At 32.1% G+C, this 23,979-nt stretch carries 25 protein-coding genes; all 25 read left to right on the top strand.

What is annotated here, in order from left to right; translation table 11 throughout:
• The first annotated feature begins 308 nt into the window (after nucleotides 1–308).
• The 25 genes from LPB87_RS13075 (at nucleotide 309) to LPB87_RS13195 (ending at nucleotide 23,879) form a co-directional block, all read left to right on the top strand.
• A complete protein-coding gene (locus LPB87_RS13075) occupies nucleotides 309–1,724 on the top strand; it encodes an MBL fold metallo-hydrolase (protein ID WP_129539416.1) in 1,416 nt (471 codons plus the stop codon).
• 211 nt (nucleotides 1,725–1,935) lie between these two features.
• On the top strand, nucleotides 1,936–2,505 hold the full coding sequence (locus LPB87_RS13080; protein WP_129539417.1) for a YeeE/YedE thiosulfate transporter family protein: 570 nt from the start codon (nucleotides 1,936–1,938) through the stop codon (nucleotides 2,503–2,505).
• Between the two features lie 10 nt (nucleotides 2,506–2,515).
• Nucleotides 2,516–2,932, top strand: a complete 417-nt coding sequence (locus tag LPB87_RS13085; RefSeq protein WP_129539418.1) for a DUF6691 family protein — start codon at nucleotides 2,516–2,518, stop codon at nucleotides 2,930–2,932.
• A 534-nt stretch (nucleotides 2,933–3,466) separates the two neighbouring features.
• Nucleotides 3,467–3,928: a MarR family transcriptional regulator gene (locus LPB87_RS13090; RefSeq protein WP_230728233.1), complete on the top strand. Its 462-nt coding sequence runs from the start codon at nucleotides 3,467–3,469 to the stop codon at nucleotides 3,926–3,928.
• A gap of 14 nt (nucleotides 3,929–3,942) precedes the next feature.
• On the top strand, nucleotides 3,943–4,575 hold the full coding sequence (locus tag LPB87_RS13095; RefSeq protein WP_230728175.1) for an NAD(P)H-dependent oxidoreductase: 633 nt from the start codon (nucleotides 3,943–3,945) through the stop codon (nucleotides 4,573–4,575).
• 32 nt (nucleotides 4,576–4,607) lie between these two features.
• Nucleotides 4,608–5,174: a YceI family protein gene (locus tag LPB87_RS13100; protein WP_129539420.1), complete on the top strand. Its 567-nt coding sequence runs from the start codon at nucleotides 4,608–4,610 to the stop codon at nucleotides 5,172–5,174.
• 258 nt (nucleotides 5,175–5,432) lie between these two features.
• A complete protein-coding gene (locus tag LPB87_RS13105) occupies nucleotides 5,433–6,710 on the top strand; it encodes a hypothetical protein (RefSeq protein WP_230728176.1) in 1,278 nt (425 codons plus the stop codon).
• Nucleotides 6,711–7,012: 302 nt separating this feature from the next.
• Nucleotides 7,013–8,413 (top strand): anthranilate synthase component I family protein, encoded by a 1,401-nt coding sequence (locus tag LPB87_RS13110; protein WP_129539422.1) that lies wholly within the window; start codon nucleotides 7,013–7,015, stop codon nucleotides 8,411–8,413.
• Nucleotides 8,414–8,494: 81 nt separating this feature from the next.
• Nucleotides 8,495–8,953: a hypothetical protein gene (locus LPB87_RS13115; RefSeq protein ID WP_230728177.1), complete on the top strand. Its 459-nt coding sequence runs from the start codon at nucleotides 8,495–8,497 to the stop codon at nucleotides 8,951–8,953.
• 94 nt (nucleotides 8,954–9,047) lie between these two features.
• Complete coding sequence (locus LPB87_RS13120; RefSeq protein WP_230728178.1) at nucleotides 9,048–9,614, top strand: aminodeoxychorismate/anthranilate synthase component II; 567 nt, start codon at nucleotides 9,048–9,050, stop codon at nucleotides 9,612–9,614.
• Nucleotides 9,615–9,696: 82 nt separating this feature from the next.
• On the top strand, nucleotides 9,697–10,104 hold the full coding sequence (locus tag LPB87_RS13125) for a GNAT family N-acetyltransferase (protein WP_129539425.1): 408 nt from the start codon (nucleotides 9,697–9,699) through the stop codon (nucleotides 10,102–10,104).
• 169 nt (nucleotides 10,105–10,273) lie between these two features.
• Complete coding sequence (trpD, locus tag LPB87_RS13130) at nucleotides 10,274–11,266, top strand: anthranilate phosphoribosyltransferase (RefSeq protein WP_230728234.1); 993 nt, start codon at nucleotides 10,274–10,276, stop codon at nucleotides 11,264–11,266.
• A gap of 53 nt (nucleotides 11,267–11,319) precedes the next feature.
• Nucleotides 11,320–12,099 carry an indole-3-glycerol phosphate synthase TrpC gene (gene trpC / locus LPB87_RS13135; RefSeq protein WP_129539428.1) on the top strand — a complete coding sequence of 260 codons (780 nt, stop codon included), beginning with the start codon at nucleotides 11,320–11,322 and terminating at the stop codon, nucleotides 12,097–12,099.
• 120 nt (nucleotides 12,100–12,219) lie between these two features.
• On the top strand, nucleotides 12,220–12,852 hold the full coding sequence (locus tag LPB87_RS13140) for a phosphoribosylanthranilate isomerase (protein WP_230728179.1): 633 nt from the start codon (nucleotides 12,220–12,222) through the stop codon (nucleotides 12,850–12,852).
• Nucleotides 12,853–12,863: 11 nt separating this feature from the next.
• A complete protein-coding gene (gene trpB, locus LPB87_RS13145) occupies nucleotides 12,864–14,045 on the top strand; it encodes a tryptophan synthase subunit beta (RefSeq protein ID WP_129539430.1) in 1,182 nt (393 codons plus the stop codon).
• Nucleotides 14,046–14,212: 167 nt separating this feature from the next.
• The gene (locus tag LPB87_RS13150; protein WP_230728180.1) at nucleotides 14,213–14,950 is read left to right on the top strand and encodes a carbon-nitrogen hydrolase family protein; all 738 of its coding nucleotides are present in this window, start codon (nucleotides 14,213–14,215) and stop codon (nucleotides 14,948–14,950) included.
• Between the two features lie 172 nt (nucleotides 14,951–15,122).
• Nucleotides 15,123–15,884: a tryptophan synthase subunit alpha gene (gene trpA / locus LPB87_RS13155; RefSeq protein ID WP_129539432.1), complete on the top strand. Its 762-nt coding sequence runs from the start codon at nucleotides 15,123–15,125 to the stop codon at nucleotides 15,882–15,884.
• 25 nt (nucleotides 15,885–15,909) lie between these two features.
• A complete protein-coding gene (locus LPB87_RS13160; protein ID WP_230728181.1) occupies nucleotides 15,910–16,593 on the top strand; it encodes a 2'-5' RNA ligase family protein in 684 nt (227 codons plus the stop codon).
• Between the two features lie 184 nt (nucleotides 16,594–16,777).
• Entirely contained in the window at nucleotides 16,778–17,407 is a 630-nt protein-coding gene (locus LPB87_RS13165) for a TetR/AcrR family transcriptional regulator (RefSeq protein WP_129539434.1), read from the top strand.
• The gene (locus tag LPB87_RS13170; RefSeq protein WP_129539435.1) at nucleotides 17,397–18,722 is read left to right on the top strand and encodes a TolC family protein; all 1,326 of its coding nucleotides are present in this window, start codon (nucleotides 17,397–17,399) and stop codon (nucleotides 18,720–18,722) included. The genes LPB87_RS13165 and LPB87_RS13170 overlap by 11 nt, the downstream gene beginning before the upstream one ends.
• Before the next feature lie 12 nt (nucleotides 18,723–18,734).
• A complete protein-coding gene (locus tag LPB87_RS13175; RefSeq protein ID WP_230728182.1) occupies nucleotides 18,735–19,814 on the top strand; it encodes an HlyD family secretion protein in 1,080 nt (359 codons plus the stop codon).
• 83 nt (nucleotides 19,815–19,897) lie between these two features.
• The gene (locus LPB87_RS13180; protein WP_129539437.1) at nucleotides 19,898–21,478 is read left to right on the top strand and encodes an MDR family MFS transporter; all 1,581 of its coding nucleotides are present in this window, start codon (nucleotides 19,898–19,900) and stop codon (nucleotides 21,476–21,478) included.
• 274 nt (nucleotides 21,479–21,752) lie between these two features.
• Nucleotides 21,753–22,292: a plasmid pRiA4b ORF-3 family protein gene (locus LPB87_RS13185; RefSeq protein ID WP_230728183.1), complete on the top strand. Its 540-nt coding sequence runs from the start codon at nucleotides 21,753–21,755 to the stop codon at nucleotides 22,290–22,292.
• Nucleotides 22,293–22,407: 115 nt separating this feature from the next.
• Complete coding sequence (locus tag LPB87_RS13190) at nucleotides 22,408–22,767, top strand: four helix bundle protein (protein WP_230728184.1); 360 nt, start codon at nucleotides 22,408–22,410, stop codon at nucleotides 22,765–22,767.
• Nucleotides 22,768–22,820: 53 nt separating this feature from the next.
• The gene (locus LPB87_RS13195) at nucleotides 22,821–23,879 is read left to right on the top strand and encodes a nucleoid-associated protein (RefSeq protein ID WP_129539440.1); all 1,059 of its coding nucleotides are present in this window, start codon (nucleotides 22,821–22,823) and stop codon (nucleotides 23,877–23,879) included.
• The last annotated feature ends 100 nt before the right edge of the window (nucleotides 23,880–23,979 follow it).

Raw genomic sequence — 23,979 nt, forward strand, 5'->3', positions numbered from 1 at the left:
ATTATTTTATTATGAGGTCTCGCAAATTTACCTATTAAAACTAACATTTAATGTCATAAAAAAAACTTTATCACCTTGCCATTGTTAAAATTTTTAGCTACTTCAAAAATAACTAAACAGCTAATTATCTTAAAACGATGTAAGTAAACATAAGCACAACTAATCAACATGAAACATAAATGAACTTACATCGCTTATGTGTTGAATTTTTCTTTTTTTTAGCTCAAAAAAAAATCTGTAACATTAGTCACTTATTTTCCAAAAAAACAAAGTTACCTTTGCTAAACATTATTTAAGATTACACTACAATGAAAATTGAACAAATTTATACTGGATGTTTAGCACAAGGAGCATACTACATTACCTGTAATGGAGAAGCTGCTATTATAGATCCGCTCAGAGAAATACAGCCCTACTTAGATCGTTTAAATCGTGATCAGGTAAAACTAAAATACATTTTTGAAACTCATTTCCATGCCGATTTTGTTTCTGGACATGTTGATTTAAGCAAAGAAACTGGTGCACCAATTATATATGGCCCAAATGCTGAATGTGGATATGATTGTGTTTCTGCAACTGACGGTCAAGAATTTAAACTGGGAAACATAACTATAAAAGCATTACATACTCCGGGGCATACTATGGAAAGTACTTCCTATTTGTTAATCGATGAAAGCGGAAAAGATTATGCTCTTTTTTCTGGAGATACTTTATTTATAGGAGATGTTGGTCGCCCTGATTTAGCTCAAAAAGCTGCTGGAATGACACAAGATCAATTAGCTGCCATATTATTTAATTCGTTACGAACAAAAATAATGACTTTGGCAGATGATGTTATTGTATATCCGGCTCATGGTGCAGGAAGTGCTTGTGGTAAAAACATGAGCAAAGAAACAGTATCGACTATTGGAAACCAAAAAGCAACCAATTATGCTTTACGTGCTAATATGACTGAAGCAGAATTTATTACTGAAGTAACTGATGGATTATTGCCTCCTCCTGCTTATTTCAGCATGAATGTGGCTATGAACAAAAGTGGCTACGAAAGTTTTGAATCTGTTTTACACAATGGAATGAAAGCTATTAAAGTAGATGAATTTGAAGCTGTAGTTGAAGAAACAGGCGCTTTAATTTTGGACACCAGAAACAACAGCGATTTTAGCAAAGGATTTATCCCACAATCAGTGAATATTGGTATTAATGGAGATTTTGCCCCTTGGGTAGGTACTTTAATTGCTGATGTAAAACAACCTATTATACTAGTAACCGAAATAGGATTAGAAGAAGAAACTGTGACTCGATTAAGCCGCGTAGGTTTCGATTCAATTATCGGTCATCTTGAAGGTGGATTTAATGCATGGAAAAATGCAGGTTACGAAATTGATACTGTAAACAGAATTACTCCTGATCAATTTGCAAACGAATTCAAACCTGAAGAAAATAAAGTAATCGATATTCGTAAAGAAACAGAATACAGTGCCGAACATATAGACGATGCTTATAACAAACCATTGGCTTATATTAATGACTGGGTAAAAGACATCGATCCAAAAGAACATTTTTATTTGCATTGCGCTGGTGGGTACAGAAGTATGATTGCTGCATCGATATTACAAGCACGCGGATTTAGAAACTTCACTGAAATTGAAGGTGGTTTTAATGCTATCGCAAAAACTACAATTCCAAAATCTGATTTTGTATGCCAAAGTAAGATTTTAAAATAATTTGAAAACATAAATTTCACCATTAAGAAATTAAGTTTATTAAGCAAGTTATTCTTAATTTTTCTTTATTAAGTTGCTGTATCTTAATTCTCTTAATATCTTAATGGTTAGAAAAATTTTAATTTTAAATAAAAAAACACAAAGCGACAAAGGTTTTAGCCTTTGAACCTCTGAACCTTTGCCACTTTGAACCTAAATAAAAAAACAAAAAATGAATTTAATCGAAATCATAAAAGAACCATGGCCTTGGTACGTTTCAGGTCCGTTAATAGGATTGACAGTTCCTATTTTACTAATTTTTGGCAACAAAGCATTTGGTATTAGTTCGTCTTTACGCCATATATGTGCCATGTGTATTCCTGCAAACATTTCATTCTTTAAATACGATTGGAAAAAAGAAAGTTGGAATTTATTTTTTGTATTCGGAATATTCTTAGGCGGAGTCATTGCGACTGCTTTCTTATCAAATCCGAATGCAATCGAAATAAACTCAAAACTTACTACAGAATTAGCTACTTATGGTATTACCGATAATTCAGGATTAATGCCTGCACAGCTTTTTTCATGGGAAAGTTTATTAACATTACGTGGATTTATAATGATTGTAGTTGGTGGTTTTCTTGTAGGTTTCGGAACACGTTATGCTGGCGGATGTACAAGCGGACATTCAATCATGGGGATTTCTAATTTACAATGGCCATCATTAGTTGCGACAATTTGCTTTATGATTGGCGGATTTGTTATGGCAAACCTGATTCTTCCTTATATACTTTCACTTTAAATTCTTAAAAATGAAAATTTCAAACTTAAAATATATGCTTGTCGGAATTGTATTCGGCATAGTATTCGTAAAAGCCGAAATCATTAGCTGGTACCGTATTCAGGAAATGTTCCGTTTACAATCCTTCTTTATGTATGGCGTAATCGGAAGCGCAGTAGCAGTAGGAATGCTATCTGTTTTTTTGATAAAAAAATTCAAAGTAAAAACTATTCAAGGAGAAGAAATCAAAATTGAACCTAAAACATTTAGTAAAGGTCAGATTTATGGCGGATTATTATTTGGATTTGGTTGGGCTATTACAGGAGCTTGCCCTGGTCCCCTATTTGCACAAATAGGAACTGGAGTTACTGTAGTTGCAGTAACATTAGTAAGTGCGATATTCGGAACTTGGGTTTATGGTTATTTTAAAGATAACTTGCCTCATTAAAAGTAACAAATACTATTTCTCTACAATTACTATAAACCCGACAGATTTTAAAACCTGTCGGGTTTCTTTTTATATTCTTTCTTAAAATCTTTGACAAAGCTTAATCTATGAGTTAAAGAACTTTGATAAAACTCAGGTTTAAAGTTAGTCTGCCCATTTTGTCATTTCGAAGAATGAGAAATCTCCACGAGTAGCTCGACAATTTAAGAAAAAAAACTATGTGTCAGTTTCTTTCGGAGATTTCTCATTCTTCGAAATGACAATGATTTTAGTGATTTAATGTAGTCCTTTGCGCTTTTTGTGGTAAATTCTTTTGCCAAACTCCAAAGATTCACACAACCTGAACCTACAATTAAACTTCAATTAATCAATAGTTTAAGCACAAATTATAAATTAAATTTCCTTAATTTTAACCTTAATTTCCAACCACAGAAAACTTCCTTAAATAATATTAACGAAAATTTAACGATACATTTGTATATACAAATATAAAACATGCTTACATTTGTATATACAAATTATACACTGACGACTATGACAATTGAAGATGTAATAAAAAGTACCGTTAAGATGGATAATCCAAAAAGAGTTATTCTGAATATCATGTACACACAAAATGTACTTCAGGACAAATTTAATGAGGTATTAAAACCTTATGATTTATCAGGAGAACAATATAATGTGTTGCGTATATTAAGAGGCCAAAAGGGGAATCCAGCTAATATGTGTGTCATACAAGATCGTATGCTTGCAAAAACAAGTAATACAACTCGATTGGTTGATAAATTATTGCTGAAGGATTTTGTTACCAGAAATGTATGTCCAAATAACAGAAGAAAAATAGAAGTATCAATTACAGAAAAAGGATTAGGCGTTTTAACTGAATTGGACCCAAAAGTAATTGAGCATGAGTCTGTTTTTTCTGAAAATCTAACTACAGAAGAATTAGAATTATTAAATGACTTATTAGAAAAATTTAGAAATCAAAAAAATTAATACAAATAAATAAAATGAATACTTTCCTAGAAAATCAAAATTGGAGATACGCAACCAAAAAATTTGATGCGACCAAAAAAATATCTGCTGAAGATCTAAATACATTAAAAGAAGCAATACGATTAAGTTCATCTTCTTATGGATTACAACCATACAAAGTAATTTTTGTTGAATCACCAGAATTAAGAGCTAAATTACAACCAGTTGCTTGGGGACAATCTCAAATTGTAGAAGCATCTCATTTGGTAGTTTTTGCAAATGATACTAATATTGGGGATACAGCAATTGATGGTTTTGTCAAAAATATTAGCGAAACAAGAGGGATTCCAGCTGAATCATTATCTGGATACAGTGATTTTATGAAATCTAAAATTACAACTCTTTCACCAGATGCAAAAAACATTTGGGCATCTAAACAAACTTATTTAGCATTAGGAAACTTATTAAACGCTGCTGCAGAATTAAAAATTGACGTTACGCCAATGGAAGGTTTTGATCCAGTTGCATTTAATGAAATCCTTGGTCTAGATGCCTTACATTTAAATGCTGCAGTAATTGCTACTGTAGGATACAGACATGATGACGATGCAACTCAACATCATAAAAAAGTAAGAAAATCTCAAGAAGAATTATTTATCACACTATAATTATTAATCCAAATTTATTAAAATCAAACAAAATGAAAAATTTAAAAACAATTGCTTTAGCCCTAGTGGTAGCTTTATCATCAGTTTCAATCAACGCACAAACTAAAAAAGTTGACGTTAAATCAAGTACGGTTAAATGGGTAGGTAAAAAAGTAACTGGAGAACACTCTGGAACTGTAAACCTAAAAGATGGTGCATTAGTATTTAAAGGTAAAAAATTAGCTGGTGGAACTTTCACTGTAGATATGACATCTATCAACGCTACTGACCTTACTGGTGAATACCAAGGAAAATTAAACGGTCACTTAAAAGCTGATGATTTCTTCGGAACTGAAAAATTCCCAACTGCAAAATTAGTTTTCAAAACTATCGGAGCAAAAGCAACTGATGTATATACTGTAACTGCAGATTTAACTATCAAAGGAATTACTAAACCTGTAACTTTTGATATTACTGTAAAAGGTAACACTGCTACAACTGCATTTAAAGTTGATAGAACTAAATATGATATCAAATATAACTCAGGAAACTTCTTTGAAAACTTAGGAGACAAAACTATCAATGATGATTTTGAATTAACTGTATCTTTAAAGTTCTAATATCACAGACTTACTAATTCAGAAAATCCCATCTGTCATATGACAGATGGGATTTTTTTATGCTTTTAATTTAACCCCAAAAAAAAACGTTCCATATACAAATAAGATAACGTTCATAAAGTTAAAATAACACTTTCATAATATCTTATCATTCTTTGATTAACAAACCTCATCTAATTTTGGCTCAATAAAAAAAGTTTTTGTTTTTAAATAGAAAGCTTTTATCCAAAAAAATCAAATTTTGCTAAAGACAGTACTATGAAAAAAAATTTACACCTTGTAATTATTTGTTTAATAAGTAACATAATAGTCAATGCACAGCAACAAAAAGGTATTGTTGGTGCATCAAACTGGATGAATAAATGGACCAATTTTAAACCTGCTTCAACAGAATACGATGAAGCGACAAACATTCTCGCTGGAACTATTGATAAGGATACTAAATTATACAAACGAAATACCTACCAATTAGTTGGTGTCGTTTATGTAACAAACAATGCCGTTTTAACAATAGAACCAGGAACTGTAATTAGAGGAGATGATAAAACTTGCGGTACTCTAGTAATAACAAATGGCTCTAAGATAATAGCCGAAGGTTTAGAAACAGATCCAATCATCTTTACATCTAATAAGAATGTTGCTGAAAGAAAGCCGGGTGATTGGGGCGGAATAATCCTTCTTGGAAAAGCTCCCATAAATAAAATGGGTGGAGTAAGTTTTCTGGACTTTAATCTAGACCCTATTGTCAATCATTACGGAGGACAAGATGCAGAGGATAACTCAGGTATTTTAAAATACGTTAGAATAGAATATTCTGGTAGAAAATTAAATGCTCTGAAAGAAATTAACGGATTATCATTGGCGGGAGTTGGTCGTAAAACCAAACTTGAACACATACAAATAAGCTATTCAAACGATGATTCATTTGAAGCCTACGGTGGCGATGTCATTATGAACAACTTAATTTCATATCGAGCCACCGATGATGATTTTGACTTTACACAAGGAGTACAATGCACAATCAATAATAGTATAGCTATTCGTCACCCTTACTCTTCTGATATTTCAGGCTCAAGATGCTTTGAAATTGATTCTTACGACAAAATTGAGAATAGCGACCCAAGCAAAAAACTAACAAAAATAACCGCTAGTAACATTACATTAATAAATCTTGAAGAAAGCAATCAAGGACTAGTTCGAGAAGCGGCACATATAGGAGAAAATAGTTATTTTACATTAAATAATAGTGTAATTTCAGACTTTACACCATTTATGATTCTTCAAAATAAAATTGGAGATGGGCTGGTAAATCTTGAAAAAATTAAACTTAACGGATTAATAATTAATAACTGTCAAGGTGCCATTTTAAGTGAAAATTCAAACTTTGATTTAGGTATTAAAAATTGGTATCAGAACCCTGATTTTGGTTTAGAATATACATCTATAAGAAATGTCGCATTATTTACAGAACCAAATATTAAAGCAAATCCAGATTTTAGAATGAACGTAAATAATACTTTAGCTAGTGGAAATTAAGCCTTTAAAACCCTTCATTTAAATTTAATTTAACAAAAAACTCAAAAAAGCAGTTATTTTTTTTAAAATAATATATACGAATACTCAAATTACATTTATATATTTGTACCAACAAAAAAAGTTTATGAAAACAATTACAAATAATACTTGGTGGTGGAACAATTTACGTCAGACGTCGTGAACGAAGCTTCCTATAGTATTATTCGAACTATAAATATAAAAGGCTTGTCATCACGACAAGCCTTTTTTTTTGGACTAAACTTTTTTAAAAAACAATATTCTAAAACTTAAAAAACAACACATTGAAACCTTTTATACTCAACACACACTACAAACAAATCCTTGCTGACACAGTAACACCTGTGAGCATTTATTTCAAAATTAGAGACAAATTCCCTAATAGCTTGCTTTTAGAAAGTAGCGATTATCACGGAAATGATAATAGTTTCTCATATATCTGCTGTAATCCTATTGCAAGCATTAAAATCGAGAACGAAACTATTTCTAAAATGTATCCTGATGGAACTTCAGAAAAAACAGTTGTTGATAGCTCTACAAACATCCCAGAGATTATTCAGGAATTTTCAGGGCAATTCAAATCAGAGAAAAACGATTTTAAATTCATCAACAACGGATTATTCGGATACATTTCATACGATGCAGTTCGTTATTTTGAAAAAGTAGCAATTGCCAAGAAAGATAATAGTATTTCTATTCCAGATGTGTATTATGCAGTTTATCAAAACATCATTGCTATAAATCACTTCAAAAATGAAGCATACATTTTTTGCCATAGCGTAGATGGAAGAAATAATATTTCGGAAATAGAGCAACTACTACAATCAAGAAATATTGCTTCATATCAATTCACTAAAGAAGGCGAAGGATTCTCTAATTTAACTGATGAAGAATTTAAACATAATGTTGCTTTAGCAAAAAAACATTGTTTCCGTGGCGATGTATTCCAATTGGTTTTATCACGCCGATTTACACAAGGATTTAAAGGAGATGAATTTAATGTGTACAGAGCATTAAGAAGCATCAACCCTTCACCCTATTTATTCTTTTTTGATTATGGAGACTTCAAGATATTCGGTTCTTCTCCTGAAGCTCAAATCATTGTAAAAGACCGTAAAGCTGAAATTCATCCTATTGCTGGAACTTTTAAAAGAACAGGAAACGATGAACAAGATGCAATTCTAGCTAAACAATTATCGGAAGATAAAAAAGAAAATAGCGAACACGTTATGTTAGTCGATTTAGCAAGAAATGACTTAAGCCGTAACGGACATGATGTAAACGTAGAGAAATATCGTGAAGTTCAGTTTTTCTCCCATGTGATTCACTTAGTATCAAAAGTTACTGGTCATTTACACGAAAAAGCAACTACTATGCAAGTTGTTGCCGATACATTCCCTGCTGGAACTCTAAGCGGAGCTCCAAAACACAGAGCTATGCAGCTTATAGAAGAATACGAAAAAACCAATCGTAATTTTTATGGTGGTGCAATTGGTGTTATGGATTTTGAAGGCAACTTTAACCACGCCATTATGATTCGAACTTTCCTGAGCAAAAACCACCAATTACATTGCCAGGCTGGAGCCGGAATTGTAGCAAGTTCAGACGAAGAAAGCGAAATGCAAGAAGTTTACAATAAATTAAGAGCATTAAATACTGCCTTAGAAATGGCAGAGAAAATTTAATATTCAGTCACTATTTGCAAACTTGAAATGAAACAAAATATTTAATAAACCTAAAAACTAAACCCAAAAAACCTAAAAACTATGAAAAACACTATCGCATTATTATTGGTTATGACATTTTTAAGCTCTTGTAATGATAAGAATAAGCAAGAATCTACAACTGCTAAAAAGGACATCGAAGGAACCTGGCGACTTATATCAGCTGAAACAACCGAAAAAGATTCTACTTTTTCAACATTCGATCCAAAAACCAAAATGATAAAAATTATAAATGACTCCCACTTTGCATTCTTCAACCATGATTTAAATAATGGTAAAAAAGAGGACGCTCTTTTCTTCGGAGGTGGAGGAAAATATACTTTAAAAGATAGTACATACACAGAGAATTTAGAATATTTCAACAATAGAGATTGGGAAAACAGCAAGTTTGAGTTTACTGTAAAAATTAAAAATGATACCTTAATTCAAAAAGGAATTGAGAAACTTGAAAAACTTGGAATAGACAGAATAATTGTCGAGAAATACGTTCGAGAAAAATAAACAAAAAAATTAGTTTCAAGTTTTCTTTGTTTCAGGTTTCAAGTTGTTGGAACATGAAACTTGAAACCTGAAACTTGAAACAAAAAAAGACAAAATGAAAAAAATATTAGTAATAGATAACTACGATAGCTTCACTTATAACCTTGTACATTATCTAGAAGATTTAGATTGTGAAGTAACTGTATACAGAAATGATGAGTTTGATATTGATGAAATTGCAAGTTTCGACAAAATATTACTTTCACCAGGGCCAGGAATTCCAGACGAAGCTGGTTTGCTAAAAGCTGTTATTCAAAAATATGCTCCTACCAAAAGTATTCTTGGAGTTTGTTTAGGACAACAAGCTATAGGAGAAGTTTTTGGAGGAACATTATCAAATCTTGATAAAGTATATCATGGTGTAGCTACCAATGTAAAAACAGTGGTCGATGATGAAATTTTGTTTGAAGGATTAGGTAAAGAATTTGAAGTAGGTCGTTATCATTCATGGGTTGTAGATGCAAGTTTACCCGATGTTCTTGAAGCTACATCTTACGACGAAAACGGACAAGTAATGTCATTAAGACACAGAACCTATGATGTACGCGGAGTTCAATTTCATCCTGAAAGTGTATTAACTCCAAACGGAAAAAAAATGTTAGAGAATTGGGTTAAAAAATAGTTTTCAATTTTCAGTAACAGTTAACAATAACAGTTGAAACTTGAAAACAAAAAAACATTTCAAACCTTAGCAACTTAAAAAAATGAGTATTAGAATTTTAGAAACCAAAGAAATTAAAATTGAAGATATAATTATATTGTACAAAGCAAATGAATGGAGTTCAGCTGAAAAACCAGATTTATTATATAAAGGTCTTTTAAATTCTGAAACTTTAATTACTGCTTGGGATGATACAAAACTGGTTGGGCTGGGAAATGCAATTTCCGATGGTTATTTAACTGTTTATTATCCCCATTTGTTAATACTTCCAGAATATCAGGGAAAAGGAATCGGTAAAATGATTTGTGAAAAAATGCAAGAAAGATATCGAGATTTTCATATGCAAATGTTAACTGCTGATGGAAAATCAATAGATTTTTATAAAAAAAATGGATTTGAAAGAGCAGGAAAAACAGAACCAATGTGGATTTATCAAGGAGATGAACATTAAAAAATAGTTTCACGTTTTCTTTGTTTCAAGTTGTTGGAACCTAAAAAATCCTTCGACTTCACTCAAAATGATAATTATTTTCACTGCCAAGATGAGCGAAGTTGAAGCCACACAAAGAGAAAACTTTAAACCTGAGATAAAAAACAAAAAACTTAGAACCTTAAAAAGAATGAAAAATATATTAAACAAATTAATCAATCATGAAATCCTTACTAAAGAGGAGGCAAAAAATGTATTGATTAATATACCAAATGGGGATTATAATCCGAGTCAGATTTCGGCATTCCTTACCATATTTATGATGCGAAGTATTAGCATCGATGAGTTAGCAGGTTTCCGTGAAGCTTTACTAGATTTATGCATCCGCATCGATTTATCAGCTTATAATACTATCGATTTATGCGGAACTGGCGGTGACGGAAAAGATACTTTCAATATTTCGACTCTAGCATCATTCATAGCAGCTGGAGCTGGAATAAAAGTTGCTAAACACGGTAATTACGGCGTTTCGTCTATTTCAGGTTCTAGCAACGTAATGGAAAAAATGGGAATCAAATTTACTAATGATGCCGATTTCATAGAAAAATGTATCGATAAAGCTGGAATTTGTGTGCTCCACGCACCATTATTTCACCCTGCTATGAAAAACGTAGGAACGATAAGAAAAGAATTGGCTGTAAAAACGTTCTTTAATATGTTGGGCCCAATGGTAAACCCATCATTTCCTAAGAACCAATTAGTGGGAGTCTTCAATCTGGAACTGGCAAGAATGTATGCCTATTTATATCAAAATACAGATGTAAATTTTACAATCCTACATTCGCTTGACGGTTATGACGAGGTTTCTTTAACTGGTCCAACAAAAATTATTACCAGTACAATGGAAGGTATATTGAATCCAAGTGATTTCGGCGTTCGCCTTTTAGCACAAAGCGAAATCGAAGGTGGAAAAACAATCGAAGAATCTGCTGATATGTTTATCAATATCCTTTCAGGAAAAGGAACCGAAGCTCAGAACAATGTAGTTTGCGCCAATGCGGCAATGGCAATTGCAACGGTTACAAAGTGTACTCCGCAAGAAGGTTTCGAACTGGCAAAAGAAAGCTTGTCTTCTGGAAAAGGATTAGTAGCTTTGAATAAATTGAAAGATTTAAGTAAGTAAAATTAGTTTCAAGTTAAAAATCGTTGGAACTTGAAACCTAAAATAAAAAAACAATGAATATTTTAGATAAAATAATAGTTGACAAAAAAAGAGAGGTCATTCTCAAGAAATCAATAATTCCAGTTTCACAACTAGAAGCCTCTGTTTTCTTCGATAGAAAAACTATTTCTTTAAGTCAAAAACTAAAAGCAAGTTCTACAGGAATCATTGCTGAACACAAACGTCGTTCTCCATCAAAATCGATTATAAACCAAAGCTTTACTGTTGAAGAAGTGGTAAAAGGGTATGAAAACGCAGGTGCTTGCGGAATTTCTGTTTTAACAGATGGAAAATATTTTGGAGGTTCACTTGATGATTTACTATTAGCAAGAGCATCTGTAAATATTCCGTTATTGCGAAAAGAATTTATTGTTGATGAATACCAGATATTAGAAGCTAAAGCTTTTGGAGCTGATTTAATTTTGCTTATTGCTGCTGTTCTAACAAGAGAAGAAATCAAGTCATTATCTGAATTTGCAAAAAGTTTAGGATTAGAAGTTTTACTAGAAGTTCATAATCAGGAAGAATTAGAAAAATCGATAATGCCAACACTAGATATGATAGGAGTTAATAATCGAAACCTAAAAACATTCGAAGTTAGCTTGGATTTCAGCAAACAACTGGCAGCACAAATTCCTGATAATTTTGTAAAAGTTTCCGAAAGCGGAATCTCATCTATCGAAGCTATTAACGAATTAAAACCATACGGTTACAAAGGATTCCTAATTGGTGAAAATTTCATGAAAACAGATAACGCAGGACAAGCAGCAACTGAATTTATTAAGAAGCTATAGGTAGTAAGCAATAGACATAAAAACGCATACAAATTTAGCCCAAAACTTTGCGAACTTAGCGTTTTAATGACATAGAATATAAAAACTCTTTGCGCCCTTTGCGGTAAAAAACACAACAAAATGAAACTCAAAATCTGCGGTATGAAATATCCCGAAAATATAACTGAAGTAGGTTCGCTCCTACCTGATTATATGGGATTTATATTCTGGGAAAAATCGGCTCGGTATTTTGACGGAATCATTCCCGATTTACCAAAGTCAATCAAGAAAGTTGGGGTTTTTGTAAATCAAAGTCAGGAAGAGATTCTAAGCAAAATTTCAAAATACGATTTGCAAGCCATACAATTACACGGTCATGAATCGGTTGAGTTTTGTCAGGAACTAAAAAATAAAATTGATCCTAAAATCGAACTTATCAAAGTATTTTCTGCCGATGAAAATTTTGATTTCGAAGTAGTAAAATCATACGAATCAGTTTGTGATTATTTTCTTTTTGATACCAAAGGAAAATTACCTGGCGGCAACGGAACCACTTTCGATTGGAGAATATTAAACCAATACAATTCTACAAAACCATTCTTCCTTAGTGGCGGAATCGGGCTTGAAGAAATAGAAACAATAAAAGAAATTTCGAAAACCAATTTACCTATTTATGCCATTGATGTAAACAGTAAATTTGAAATCGAAGCAGGATTAAAAGATAAAAACATATTATATAGTTTCAAGCAAAACCTTGCAACTTTAAACATTTAAACTTTAAACAAATGAGTTTTCACGTCAACGAAAAAGGCTATTATGGAGAATTTGGAGGAGCCTACATTCCAGAAATGTTATATCCAAACGTAGAAGAACTACGCCAAAACTATCTAAAAATTACTGCTGACCCAAGCTTCCAAGCTGAGTTCGATGCACTATTAAGAGATTATGTAGGCCGCCCTACTCCATTATATTTTGCCGAAAGACTTTCGAAAAAATACAATACTAAAATTTATTTAAAGAGAGAAGATTTATGCCATACTGGTGCGCATAAAGTAAACAATACAATCGGGCAAATTTTACTTGCAAAACGCCTTGGTAAAAACCGAATTATTGCCGAAACTGGTGCAGGTCAACACGGTGTTGCTACTGCTACTGTTTGTGCTTTAATGGGATTGCAATGCATCGTGTATATGGGTGAAATCGATATTAAGCGTCAAGCACCAAATGTGGCTCGTATGAAAATGTTAGGTGCAGAAGTTCGTCCGGCACTTTCGGGTTCTAAAACCTTAAAAGATGCTACAAACGAAGCCATCCGTGATTGGATTAATAATCCTGTCGATACCTATTATATCATCGGTTCTGTGGTTGGTCCACATCCTTATCCTGATATGGTAGCCCGTTTTCAGAGTGTAATTTCTGCCGAAATAAAAACACAATTATTAGAAAAAGAAGGCCGTGAAAACCCAGATCACGTTATCGCTTGTGTAGGTGGAGGAAGTAATGCTGCTGGAGCTTTTTACCATTTCTTAGACGAAAAAGACGTAAATATTATTGCTGTCGAAGCTGCTGGTTTAGGAGTTGACTCTGGCGAAAGCGCTGCAACCTCGGCTTTAGGAAAAATCGGAATCATTCACGGAAGTAAAACATTATTAATGCAAACTCCCGACGGACAAATTACCGAACCTTATTCTATCTCGGCAGGTTTAGATTACCCAGGAGTTGGACCAATGCATGCCCACTTATTCGCAACTGGCAGAGCTGAATTTATTTCGATTACCGATGATGAAGCCATGCAATTTGGTTTGCAATTATCCAAAACCGAAGGTATTATTCCAGCAATCGAAAGTGCACATGCCTTTGCCGTTCTGGAACAAAAGAAATTTGGTCCCGACGAAATTGTAGTTATCAATTTATCAGGTCGTGGTGATAAAGATTTAAATACATATATCGATTATTTTAAATTATAGTTAGGGCGTTACTGTCAAAAAAACGGTCGGGCTTCCCGATAACTATCGGAACGCTATATCTTTTTAAAGCTAAAAAAAGTATAAAAAAGGATGTCGCTTTTATACCCTAACGCAAACTCACATAATCAATAAGAAATCGCCCAGAAAAACAACAAAAAATTATTAAAATGATATTAGCTGCAGCTCAGACTAAACCAAAACGAGGAAATATCGATTCTAATTTATTAGATCATTATCGCCTTATAGAATTGGCAGTGACAAAAAATGCCGATTTAATCGTATTTCCAGAACTATCGATTACAGGTTATGAAAGAGAAAATGCAATTGAACTTACTTTCTCAGAAAATGATTCACGTCTAAATCATTTAAAAAAATTAGCTGTCGAAAATAAAATTGTAATTGTTGCTGGAGCACCTATAAAAATTAAAGACCAGTTATTTATTGGAGAATTTATTATTTCGCCCGATGATTCGGTTTCTATTTATACCAAACAATTTCTTCATGAAGGCGAAGATGTATACTATCAATCGTCATTTGATTATAATCCAACAATCGAATTAGAGAATAAAAAAATCTCTTTTGCTATTTGTGCCGATATTGATAATCCGTTACATCCAAAAAAGGCAAGCGAAAATAAAACTGCAATTTATATTGCTAGCATTTTCTTTAGTCCAAACGGAATCCCTGGAGCTTACAAAGCGTTGCAAAATTATGCTAGCACCTATAATATGAATGTGCTTATGTCTAATTTTAGTGGAGAATCATGGGGAAGTCCATCTGGTGGAAAAAGTGCTTTTTGGAATAACAAAGGAGAATTAATTGCTCAAATGAACGATTCAGATTCAGGATTGTTATTGGTTCAAAATCATAATGACATTTGGACTAGTGAAATTGTAATAGATTAAAAAAAATAATGCCACAGATTAAAATGATTTTCACAGATTAAAGAAAAGTGAAATAAATTTACTGCAGAAATCAAAGATGAAGCTTTTATCCCGATAGCTATCGAGAGTGGCAGAGAAAATTAATAATATACCTAATCGGTTTTTGAAACCTGTTAGGATAAAAAATAAAAAGATGAACAGAATAAATCAAAAACTACAAGAAGATAAAAAGATACTATCTATCTATTTTTCTGCAGGATATCCTAATCTTAATGACACTGTACAAATCATTCAGGATTTAGAAAAAAGCGGAATCGATATGATCGAAATCGGATTACCGTTTAGCGATCCTTTGGCTGATGGACCAACAATTCAGGCAAGTTCTACTCAGGCATTACATAATGGAATGACAACTCAGGTTTTATTTGACCAACTGGAAAATATTCGCGAAAGCGTAAAAATTCCATTGATAATAATGGGCTATTTTAATCCTATATTACAATACGGAGTTGAAGAGTTTTGCAAAAAATGTGCTGCAATTGGTATCGACGGATTAATCATCCCTGACCTTCCTGTAGATGTTTATGCAGAACAATACAAAACTACCTTCGAAAAATACGGAATTATAAATGTATTCCTGATCACACCACAAACTTCTGATGAGCGCATTAAGTTTATTGATAGTGTTTCAAACGGTTTTATATACATGGTAAGTTCAGCTAGCGTTACTGGTTCTCAATCTGGTTTTGGTAATACAGAAGAAAGTTATTTTGAAAGAATTGCAAACATGAATCTTAAAAGCCCACAGGTAATTGGATTTGGAATTTCGAATAAAGAAACATTCAATCAGGCTACTAAATTTGCAAAAGGTGCAATCATTGGAAGCGCTTTTATAAAGCACTTATCTGAAAAAGGCACACAACATATTGATGATTTTGTGAAAGCAATTAAATAATCCCATTTTTTTAATCTAATTTAAAATGGATTTAGCCTCACATTATACTAATTTGTTCACAGAATCCTGTGAGAAGATATCAAATGACAATTATGTTATAGATACACAAATAGATAATTTGAACGATAACCGTTTAGGAATTACATTATTAATTCGACCTACAGAAGAGATTAAAAATAGCATTCAACTTTTTTTAAATGAATTAAAAAAAGTTGATGCTTCTCAATATTATTACCCCAATTCGGATATTCACATTACAGTAATGTCTATTATATCTTGTTATGAAGGATTTGATATAAACAACATCACGTTACAAGATTATATTGCTGTAATAAATAAATGCATTTCTGGTTTAAACAAATCAGTAATTAAGTTACAAGGAATTACTGCCTCACCTTCGGCAATTATGATTCAGGGATTTCCAAGCGATACAAGTATAAACGACTTACGTGACAATCTTCGCACTGCGTTTAAACAAACTACACTCGAACAAAGTATCGATCAACGCTATTCGTTATTCACAACCCATTTAACCGTTTTACGGTTCAAAAACCCTATAAATAACAAGGATTTATTTCTAAAATTACTACACAAATACCGTGATTATAACTTCGGAAAATTTGAAATAAAAAAATTAGAATTAGTCCACAATGATTGGTACCAAAGAGTCAATCTCGTTAAACATTTATTTGACTTCAATATCAAATAATTTCTTAAACCCAAAATTAACTACATCGTTATAATCGATTCAAATCATTAAAAATCAGAATATTATAACAAAACGAACATTCACTTACAAATCATTATTTTAGTTAATATTATGTTAAATAAAAACTAAACAGCTGTTTAAATTAAACACTTGTTTAATTTTGTACCCGATTAGAAACTCACTCATGTCACACATCGAATTAAACGAGAAAAAGATTCAAATTCTCCAGGTTGCAGAAAAGCTTTTTTCTGACAAAGGATTTGAAGGAACTTCGATACGAAATATTGCCAAAGAAGCAAAAATCAACATTGCTATGGTATCGTATTATTTTGGTTCCAAAGAACGATTACTCGAATCGTTAATTATATACAGAACATCGGATCTTAAATTGCAATTAGAAAATTTACTGCAAGAAAATTTAGAACCTATCGATAAAGTAAATAAGTTAATCGAACTTTATATCAATAAGATTAACTGCAACGGAGGAATTTTCAGAATTATGCATTTTGAATTGACATCTAAAAAAAGAGAAAAAACTTTAAATCACTTTACAGAATTAAAGAAAGGAAATCTCAAATCATTAGAAAGTATTATCAATGAAGGTCAGGAGAAAGGTGTTTTCCGAAAAGACGTCATTATCCCTTTAATAACCCCTACTATTCTTGGAACTTTTTTTCATTTCCACATGAACAAAATCTTCTTTCAGAAAGTATTGAATTTAAGTACTGAAGCTTTATATACAGATTACATAAAAACACATTTAACAAAACACATTCAACAAACTATAAAAGCCTTACTTGTTTATGAAAATTAATCCAATTATGCTCTTTGGGGTTTTCCTAATCGGAATATCCTCATTAGAAGCTCAAGAAAAAACGAGTCTTACCCTAGATGATGCCGTAAAAATGGCATGGGAGAAGAGTGACGAAGTCACGTTGGCTAACACAAAAGTCAACACTAAAAAGTACGAACTTAGATCTACTAAAAACAATCAATATCCAGATTTAAAAGCTTCTGGACAATTTCAGAGATTGGCTGGTGCAGATGTAAATTTAAAAATGAATCAAGAAAGTGGTTCTGGGTCAGCTCCAAATGTTGATCAGTTAATGTTGGGGCAACTTAGTGCAAGCTTACCAATATTTGCAGGTTTTAAAATTCAAAATAGCATTAAGCTATCTGAAAATTTATACCAAGCCGAACTTGCAACTTCACTAAAAACTAAAGAAGACATTGCATTAAGAGTTGTAAATAATTATTCTAATTTATACAAAACTCAAAAAACAATTGAACTTTTAAATGAAAATCAAAAACAAGCGAAACAGCGTGTAACAGATTTTATTGAATTAGAGAAAAACGGAATAATCCCTAGAAATGATTTATTAAAATCTCAATTATTAGTTTCAAAAATACAACTATCAATAGACGAAGCTAATAAGAATTTAAACATTCTGAATTATCATTTAATAACATTACTTAAATTAGATTCTTCAACTAAAATAACTGTCGGGGAAAATGATTTTATTAATTATAAAACAGATAATATCCCTTCAAATGAGCAGCCTGCTTTAGAAAATCGTAAAGATTTAGAAGCATTGCGTTATCAGGAAAAAGCTAGTGAATCTAGTATAAAAATGGCGAAAAGTGCTTACTACCCTACTGTTTCTTTATTAGGTGGCTATGCCGCTGTTGATGTTAGAAATATTCTTACGGTGCAAAATGCAATGAATTTTGGAGTTGGCGTTTCATACGATCTTAGCGGAATATTAAAAAAAGGAGCTGACATAAAACATGCTCAAAGTAAAGCAGATGAAGTAAAAAGCTCAGAAGAAATTTTAACTAATTACATTAAAGTCGAAGTACAACAAGCAATAGAGAACTATAACTTAGCTTTAAAACAAAGTTCGGTTTACGACTTAGCGTTGGAACAAGCATCAGAAAATTATAGAATCTTAAAAGATAAATTCGACAACGGCCTTGCTGATACCAATGATTTACTTGAGGCAGATGTAGAACAACTTAGTGCTAAAGTAAACACAGCTACGTCTAAAGCCGATATAATTCAAAGATATTACGAAATGCTTTCAGCAACAGGACAATTATCACAATCATTCAATCTTACAAAAATATAATCGATAGCCCACATGGAAAAGAAAAAAACAAATACCAAATTTACAATTATACTAGTTATTTTGGTTCTGGTTGGAGGATCTTACGGAATCTACAAATACATGCACTCTCTTGCTCACGAACAAACAGATGATGCACAAATAGAGAAAAAAATGAACCCAATTATTCCAAGAGTATCAGGATATGTAAGTAAGGTTTATGTAAAAGATAATGACTTTGTAAAAAAAGGAGATACTTTATTTACAATAGACAAAAGAGATTATCAATTAAAAATTGACGAAGCAAATGCAGCCATATTAGGTGCAGAAGGTTCGTATGAAGCCGCAAAAGCAGACATCGGAAGTGCTCTTGCAAATATCTCAGTTTCGGATGCAAATGTAAGATCTGCAAGTGGAAACATCGAAAGTGCAAAAATTAGATTAGTACAGATAACAAATGATTACAATCGTTACAACAACTTGTACAAAAGCCATACAATTACAAAACAACAATACGAGAAAGCATTAACAGCAAAAGAAGAAGCTGAAAGCCAAGTACGTGTTTTGCAACAACAAGAAAAAGCAAGTTCATATCAAAAATCGGTTATTCAGGCAAAATCTAAAGCTACAGACAAACAAACAGAAGTAGCTGCTGCAAATATCAAAAAAGCAAAAACATTACTAGATGTTGCTAATTTAAATTTATCTTATACTGTAATCACTGCAGCAATTGATGGTCAGGTTTCTAAAGTTGACATTCAACCAGGACAATTGGTACAACCAGGGCAATCTTTATTTTATATCATCAATAACTCAGAAGCTTGGGTGGTTGCTAACTTTAAAGAAACGCAACTTGACAAAATGGTTATTGGTCAAAAGGTAACTCTTAAAGTAGATGCATATCCTAATTATGATTTTCAAGGAACTATTACTTCTTTTTCACCAGCAACAGGAGCACGTTTTTCATTACTTCCTCCTGATAATGCAACTGGAAACTTTGTAAAAACAATTCAACGATTACCTGTAAAAATCAACTTGGACGCAAGTAATGATGTTGAAAAAATAAAATTATTGAGACCAGGAATGAACGTGGATGTAGATGTACATTTAAAATAGAAATTACACTTATTAGGAAATTATTTTCCTGTAACAAGAATTATACATTCATTCATTTTTGAAAAGCATTCTAATAGAACAAAATGGTACAAGCACAAGATGATTTAGTAGAATATGGCTACAGACGAGTTTTAATTACGATAACAGCAGTGCTTTGCGCACTGTTGGAAATTGTAGATACAACCATCGTAAACGTAGCATTGACAGACATGAGAGGAAGCCTTGGTGCCACATTAACAGATGTTGCATGGGTAATTACTGCTTATGCTATTGCAAATGTCATAGTAATACCGATGACAAGTTGGTTGTCACAACAATTTGGAAGACGAAATTATTTTGTAACATCGATTATAATTTTCACCATTTCTTCTTTTTTGTGTGGTAATGCTACAAATATATGGGAACTTATTGCATTTCGATTTATTCAAGGACTTGGTGGAGGAGCCTTATTAGTTACGGCACAAACCATTATAACCGAGAGTTATCCTATTGCAAAACGAGGAATGGCACAGGCAATTTACGGAATGGGAGTTATTGTAGGTCCAACTTTAGGTCCGCCTTTAGGAGGGTATCTAGTAGATAATTATTCTTGGCCTTACATTTTTTATATCAATATTCCACTTGGTATTATTGCAACAATTTTGGCTATTTCTTTCGTAAGAAGCCCAAAATATGGCGAGAAACTAAAAGCCAATCAAGTCGATTGGTGGGGAATATTTTTCCTAGCCTCGTTTATTGGTTCTTTACAATTTGTATTAGAACATGGACAACAAGACGATTGGTTTAATGATTCATTGATTGTAACATTAAGTGTTGTAACAGTTCTTGGTCTAATATTATTTATATGGCGAGAACTCACCTATAAACATCCAATTGTAAATTTAAGTGTTCTTAAAGATGGAAACTTACGAATTGGTACTATAATGTGTTTCATCCTTGGTTTCGGACTTTATGGATCAACATTAATTATTCCAATTTACACACAATCTATCCTAGGATGGACAGCAACTGATGCTGGATTATTACTTATTCCGGGATCTATAACCACTGCTTTTATGATGCCAATTATTGGTAAATTAATTCAGCGAGGAGTTCCTCAAGGATATATGGTAGGCGTTGGATTCTTAATTTTCTTTTTCTTCACCTTTATGATGTATAATAATATGACACCTGATACTGGTGTAGAACATTTATACTGGCCATTAATTTTAAGAGGTATTGGTTTAGGATTGCTTTTTGTACCTATAACAACATTATCGCTTTCTACCTTACAAGGAAAAAATATTGGTGAAGGAGCTGCTTTTACAGGAATGATGCGACAATTAGGAGGTTCGTTTGGTATTGCAATTATCACCACCTTTATCACGAGATTCAGTCAGAAACATCGTGTTGATTTGGTAGCACACCTGGATACAACTAAATTCGAAGTACAACAAAGAATAGAATTACTTCAAAAAGGATTCATGTCAAAAGGTTTTAGTAGTAACGAAGCGTTGAATAAAGCCTACCAAGTAATCGATTATTCGGTAATGAAACAAAGTACCGTTTTGGCATATATGGATATATTTTTATATCTAGGTATCATGTTCTTACTGTGTATTCCAATTATATTTTTAATTAAAAAAGGGAAAAACAAAATTAATCCTGCAGATGCGATGCATTAGTATATAAATCATCGAATAAAATAGGATAAGTCTATATATTTAACCATTGTGAAAGTTTTTTTTACAATGGTTTTTTTAATTTTCACATACATAATTTGAGATAAAAACCAGCTTTATTATTGAAAACGAATCATATAATATTTACCCCCTATAATGAAAAATTATGGAGCATTCAGAAACACAATAAAGATTTATTTCATTGCGAAATAATATTTATAGAGTATATTTGCACTTGCATTTCAACAGCAATAAAAAACAAAAAAATAGTTAAGTTATGGTTTATAAATTTAGAGTAATTCTAGATGCAGAAGAAGATATTTTTAGAGATATAGCAATTCTTGAAGAAGATACTTTAGAAGATTTACACAATGCCATTTTCAATTCTTTTGGTTTTGACGGAATGGAAGTAGCTTCGTTTTATACCTGCGATGAAACTTGGAATCAAGAAGATGAAATTCCCCTTTTTGATACTGGAGATGTTCCTGGTGAACAAAAAACAATGAGTGACTACACTTTATCTGGTATATTAGACAAAGAGAATACTAAAATCATTTACGTCTACGATTTTATACATATGTGGACATTTTTGGTTGAATTAGCTGCAATAGAAGACCAAGCTATTGGAAATACTTACCCAGAAACTCTTTTCTCTCACGGAGAAATGCCAGATGATTCAGGCGAGAAAAATTTCGAAGCAGATATGCATGATGATATCTATGGTGAATTTGAAGATGATCTGGACGAAGACGATTTAGATATGTTTGAAGGAGACGATAGTTTCGAAGATTATGGATTTGAAGAGAATTGGAATTAGTTTCTTCAAAAGGTTCAAAGTTACAAAGGTTCATAGGCTCTGAGGTTTTATTTTAAATCTTATGATTTAAAATAGAGAGAATTTACTTATGTTTATGTTTTTAAATATAAAACATATGAATACTTTTAGAGACCTTTTGATTTGGCAAAAATCAATGACTTTGGTTACCGAAATCTATCAACTAACAAATTCATTTCCCAAAGAAGAAATATATAGCCTAACTTCACAAATTCGTAGAAGTTCAATATCAATACCAAGCAACATCGCTGAGGGATATGGTAGAGATAGAAATAATGATTATTTACGATTTTTAAACATTTCTATTTCATCATTATTCGAAATGCAGACTCAGCTTGAAATTTCTTTCAATCTAAAATACATAAACGAAGTTCAGTTTAATAAAATAAATGAAGAGAGCAGAGAAATAGAGCGAATGTTAAGTGCTTTTATCCGAAAAATAAAACAACGAAGCTAAAACCTTTGAACCTTTGCAACTCTGAACCTCAAAAATAAGCACCTTAAAAACATATGATAAACCTTTTCAACACCCACATCGACACGCTTGCGATTCACCGCGTAGGAAACAAGAGCAGAAACGAAGCAATTTTTTTATCAGATCAGCCATTTAATTTAAATGACGAAATCGTTCCTTTGATAAAAGAATACTTTTTTAAGCCTTTTAGAGAGAAAGAAGAAAACTATTACCAGTTTGCACACGAAGTCGATTTGGATTATAACGACATGTTTAAATATGCTACTGAGATTTTTGACAATCCAGGGAATTTACAGGAAGTTTCAAAAAGAATTACGACACATTTATATGAGCAGTCAAACCACCCACATATTAAAAACGGAGAGGTTTATGTAACATATTTAACCAATTTAAGTATCGATAATAATGTTGTTGATGCAATTGGTATTTTTAAAAGCGAATTACAAGCTGACTTTTTACAATTTGAAGAAAAAGACAGCAACCTTGAAATGATTTTACAACAAGGAATCAATCTTAACAAACTAGATAAGGGATGTTTGATTTTTAATTATAAAAAAGAAGAAGGGTATAAAATTCTAACTGTTGATAGCAACCGTTACGATGCTCGTTACTGGTTAGAGCATTTCTTATCAGTTGATGCATTTGAAGATGAAAACTTCATTACAAAAAAATACTTAAAATTCTGTCAGAGCTTCGCTAAAGATGTAGTATTACCAGCAGAAGACAAAAAAGAAGAGGTAATGTTTATGAACCGTTCTGTGAATTATTTTGCAAAGAACGACCAGTTTGAAGAAACGAACTTCCTTAATGAAGTATTAGATAATCCTGATTTAATTCCTGAATTTAAAAACTATAAAGTTGATAAAGGTGAAAAATACAGTATCGAAGATGTTACTACTTTCCCTATTGCCAACGCTGCAGTTTCTGATGCAAGAAAATCAATCAAAAACGTTATCAACCTAGATACTCATATACAAATCAAGATGGATTTTATTAATCCAGAAAGTGCTGAAAAATTTGTAGAAAAAGGTTGGGATGAAGAAAAACAAATGTATTACTATTTAGTTTATTTCAATAAAGAAGAGAAAAGCTAGTATTTATTCTTTTCAATTTCAATTTTACTTAAAATCAGGGCCTCAACTACATCAGTTGAGGCTTTTTTTATAAAATAAACCCTGAAAAGCAAGGCTTAAA

It is taken from the genome of Flavobacterium sp. EDS (assembly GCF_020991525.1).
Classification (GTDB): Bacteria; Bacteroidota; Bacteroidia; order Flavobacteriales; family Flavobacteriaceae; genus Flavobacterium.